The sequence below is a fragment of the Desulfovibrio sp. 1214_IL3152 genome, assembly GCF_036763055.1.
GTDB lineage: Bacteria > Desulfobacterota > Desulfovibrionia > Desulfovibrionales > Desulfovibrionaceae > Desulfovibrio.
This window is the reverse complement of sequence record NZ_JBAIYW010000149.1, coordinates 1-4,331: the sequence shown is the minus strand read 5'-3', so window position 1 is coordinate 4,331 and position 4,331 is coordinate 1. Positions and strand designations below refer to the sequence as shown.

Sequence of the window (4,331 nt, the reverse complement as noted above, 5' to 3'; positions counted from 1 at the left end):
CCGCGCTGGTTGCGCCGCCTGGGCGACTGGTTTACCGCCATCGTGCGCGGGGTTCCGCTGCTGGTGCAGTTGATGATGATCTATTACGCCCTGCCCAAACTCGGCATCTATTTTCCGCCATATGGGGCCGCCCTTACAAGCTTTATCCTGTGCACGGCGGCCTATCAGAGCGAATATGTGCGCGGGGCGCTGCTCTCCATCCGTCAGGGGCAGATCCGCGCCGCCCAGGCCCTGGGGTTCAGCACCTGGCAAACCGTGGCCTGGATAGTTGTGCCGCAAGCGGCCCGGCGCGCGCTTCCCGGTTGCGGCAATGAAATCATTTACCTCATAAAGTACAGTTCGTTGGCCTACTTCGTCACCTGCATGGAACTTATGGGCGAAGGCAAGGTTGTGGCTTCAGACACCTTCCGCTTTACCGAAGTTTTCATCACTGTCGGGGCCTACTACCTGGCAATGGTTACCCTGGCGACATTTTTTCTGCGCTGGCTTGAGCGCCGATTTCATGTACCCGGCTTTGGCGCGCGCTAAAACACTGCTCTTTCCCGCAACGGAAAGGCTCTCCTCTGCTTGCAGTGGAGAGCCTTTTTTGACGGCACGGGACATGACCGCGAATATTCATACATCCCATATCTGGAATGTTCAAAAATAATTCTGTATAAACTTCAGATGAGGCTCTTTCCTGATACGAAATATCACGAATTTCAGATTTTCGGCCAAAAGATGCTTAAAAACATCAGCCGGATAGCATGAGGCCGAAATGAAAAAAACAATAAATTCTCTGAAAGCGCGCTTCAAGGCGCACTTACCGCATGAATGGATAAAATATCTGTTTTCTGTTTTGCCGACTTGCCTGTCCATTTTGATCGTTTATATTTTTAACATTCCCAACCCCATGATTATCCTGATGATCCCCATTGTGTACGCCACATATTCCAGTGGCTACCTTGGGGGCGCTCTTGGCGGCTGCGTGGCATTTGCCTACAGCGCCCATTTTTTTCTGGTAAAAACCAATGATCCGGCCGGCGCTTACAAGTCCGTCACCATTTCTCTCGCTATTTTCGCCATTGTTCTTCTTGTGGGAAAGCTCAAGTCCAGAGAAGAAAAAAACATTCAGGCGCTCAAGCGCTACGGCGACGCGCTGGTTCACATGGCGACCACCGACAAGCTGACGGGAGCCTCAAACCGCCACGATTTTTTTAAGAAAGGCGCGGCCCTGCATGAACACAGCAAAAGGTTCAACATGCCCGTCTCTGTTCTCTTCATAGACATTGACCATTTCAAACAGGTCAACGATCTCTATGGGCATGCTTTCGGTGACGCGGTACTGGAACGCATTTCAGACGCCATCAAGCGCTGCCTGCGTGGCAGCGACATCAATTGCCGCTACGGCGGTGAAGAATTTGTGGTCCTGCTGGCCCATGCGGACAGCGCCGCGGCGCATCTTGTGGCGCAACGCATCATGAACATGGTACAACGCGTACGCTTTCAAGAACATCCGGACCTGCGTCTCTCAGTCAGCATCGGTCTGTCCAGCATGCAGCCTGCGGCGCCCCGGAGCCTTGAGCACCTTATCCGCAGCGCGGACAGCGCCATGTATCAGGCCAAGCAGGACGGCCGCAGCCGCGTGGTTGCCGAACATCCCGAACCGTATACGGACAGCCCGAGAGAAATCCCCCTGACACTCCTCCAGACTTCCGGCCAGGCCTGCCCCACGGAACAGGACACGTTCCCCGATTTACCGGAAGAAGACAGAGCGCTGATGCAGGACACGCTGCTGAGCACCCTCGAGCAGATGCTCGAGCTGGTTTATGTGGTGGATGTGACCACCTATGAGCTGCTGTACATCAATGCCCCGGCACGGGAAAAATACGGTATCAGCAATACGCGCGGGGCCAAATGCCATCAGTTGCTGCAAGGCCTGGACGCCCCGTGTTCCTTTTGCCTCAATGAGCGGCTCACATTCGACAGCGTGTATTCCTGGGAATTTACCAACAAAATGCTGGGGCGGCACTTTATTCTGCGTGACAGGCTCGTGAACTGGAACGGCAGAAAAGCGCGCATGCAGATCGCCACCGATATTACGGAACGCGAGATGGAGCGTCATGCCCTGCAGCATGCTCTTGAAGGCGAAAAAGTTAACAGAGACTGCATCGCCCTGCTCTACAATGCCAAAACACTGGCAGAAGCGCTTGAAGACCTGCTGGAGCGCGTAGGCAAGCACTTTGGCGCAGACCGTGCCTGTTTCTTTCAGCTTACCGGCGATACGTTCCTGCTCAAAAGCGAATGGCGTGCCGCCCATCTTGCCGAAGAGCGGTATCAGACGCTGGACATGGCCCGCTTTCACCAATGGCGCATATCAGCAAAAACAAGCGAGTATCTGGTCATTAAAAATATGGCGGAACAGGCAGAGCAGCAGCCGGAAACTTACGGAAGTCTTTATGCCGAGGGCATTCGCAATCTGGTGATCATGCCACTGGAGCATAACGGCGTTTTGCTGGGCTTCTGGGGCATGGAAAACGCTTCTCCCGAAAAGATCCGCGAAATCGCGCCCCTGCTGCTTTCGCTGCGCTACTTCCTGCTCTCCACCATACGCCGCATCAACTATGAAGAGCTTCTGATAAAGCTGAGCTTTGAGGACAGCCTCACCGGCCTGCACAACCGAAATTCCTATCTGCAGGATATCGGTAATGCCAAAAACGCGTACCATGCGGGCATCGTCTACCTTTCCATCAATGAGATGAAACGGATCAACGACATGTTCGGGCAGGCCCACGGCGACAGGCTGCTGACAGGCTGCGCGCACAGCATCAGGAAGGCGTTTCTGTCAGGCTCGGCCTACCGGGTGGGCGGGGACGAGTTTCTTGTCATATGCAAGGACCTGCCCCAGGAGGAGTTTGAACAGTGCGTGCGCCTGCTCAAGGCCCATTGTTCGGCCTTTCAGGACTGCCACGTTGCCATCGGCCATCAGTGGGTCGAGGCCACAAATGACCTGCAGGGTCTGGCCCACGCAGCGGAAAAACGCATGTATCAGGACAAGAAAAACCATTATCGAAAAAATCTGCCCAGCGACCGTTACCGCCATTACAACGATGATGTCTTTTGCCTGACGCAACCGGGCATGCTGGAAAAAAGCCTGCAAGACGGCGCTTTTACCGTTTACCTCCAGCCCATAGTGTCAACTGCCGACCGCAAGGTAAACGGCTCCGAAGCTCTGGTGCGCTACCTGCAGGAAGACGGCACAGTGGCGCCCCCAGCCCAGTTTCTGCCTGTACTCGAAGATGCAAAACTCATTGGCATGCTTGATTTTTATGTTTTTGACAGCGTCTGTGCCGTGCTCGCCCGCTGGCTTGCCGAAGGCAGGCAGGCCATTCCCATATCAGTGAATTTTTCACGCTACACCCTGGCGGAACAGGGCTTTATCACGCGCCTGCTGGCGGTTTTCGGCCGCTACGGCATTGATAAAAAATGGGTGATCATTGAGGTGACGGAAAGCGTGAAAGGCGTGGAAGGCATGAACCTGCTGGCGCTGATCGACAATATCCGCGAGTTGGGCTTTGCCGTTGCCATTGACGACTTCGGAGTAGATTTTGCCAACCTGTCGCTCTTTTCGCTGGCAAACTTTGATGAGCTCAAGGTGGACAAGGCCCTTGTGGACAGCATCACCACCAACCAGAAAACCCAGATGGTCATCGAGGCCATTGTGGACATGTGCCGCAGAATGGATATCCGCGTGGTGGCCGAGGGCGTGGAAACAGAAGAACAGTTTGCCATTCTCAGGCAAAAAGGCTGCGAGCAGGTCCAGGGCTATCTGTTCAGCAAGCCTGTACCCCTGGCTGTCTTTGAAGAAAGCTATCTGCCTTTGCCATGATTTTTTTCTGACAAAAAAGCCCGTTTCCGCCCAACTCTGCCCCGCCCCAAGGGGATTCACTGAACGAAAACGAGCAGTAAGGCCAGTATTCTCAACAAGAACATGCAAAAAGCCTTTGGAGCGTTCACCTTGAAACGGTTCCGAAAGCGCAGCGCAAATAAGTTGCGCTTACTCACGCAGTCGCCAGAGCACTTTCCACGCAGTCGCCAGAGCACTTTCAAAGTGAAAATGCTCTAAATAATTTTGCTCCAGACACAAGGAAAAGTCGGGTTTCGGCAAAAGAAGTATACTCTTGTGGTATTCAACAGGAGCCAAAACCCGACTTTGACGCCGTCCGAGCAATTTAACTTTTAAATTGCTCGGACGGCTGCGTGAGCAGACGTTCGCTACGGAGGCGTAAGCGCAGTTTATCTGCGCGGTTAAACGCCGAAGTGAGCGTGCCTTAAACTTTGAGAATGTATAT

General features: G+C 53.8%; 3 protein-coding genes. 2 read left to right on the top strand and 1 reads right to left on the bottom strand.

The genetic code is table 11. The annotated features are described in order from the left end of the window. Together V6C07_RS03100 and V6C07_RS03095 are read left to right on the top strand one after the other, a co-directional pair. Positions 1 to 528, top strand: a 528-nt coding sequence (locus tag V6C07_RS03100; protein WP_333534916.1) for an amino acid ABC transporter permease, incomplete at its 5' end; no start/stop codon positions are given. A gap of 229 nt (positions 529 to 757) precedes the next feature. Beyond that, complete coding sequence (locus V6C07_RS03095; protein WP_333534915.1) at positions 758 to 3,868, top strand: diguanylate cyclase; 3,111 nt, start codon at positions 758 to 760, stop codon at positions 3,866 to 3,868. 168 nt (positions 3,869 to 4,036) lie between these two features. Here the strand turns inward: V6C07_RS03095 and V6C07_RS03090 are convergent. Continuing rightward, positions 4,037 to 4,331, bottom strand: a 295-nt coding sequence (locus V6C07_RS03090; RefSeq protein WP_333534914.1) for a hypothetical protein, incomplete at its 5' end; no start/stop codon positions are given.

Excerpts from the sequence above, each read along its gene's own strand:
- V6C07_RS03095 (WP_333534915.1), top strand. The coding sequence starts at position 758 with ATGAAAAAAACAATAAATTCTCTGAAAGCGCGCTTCAAGGCGCACTTA.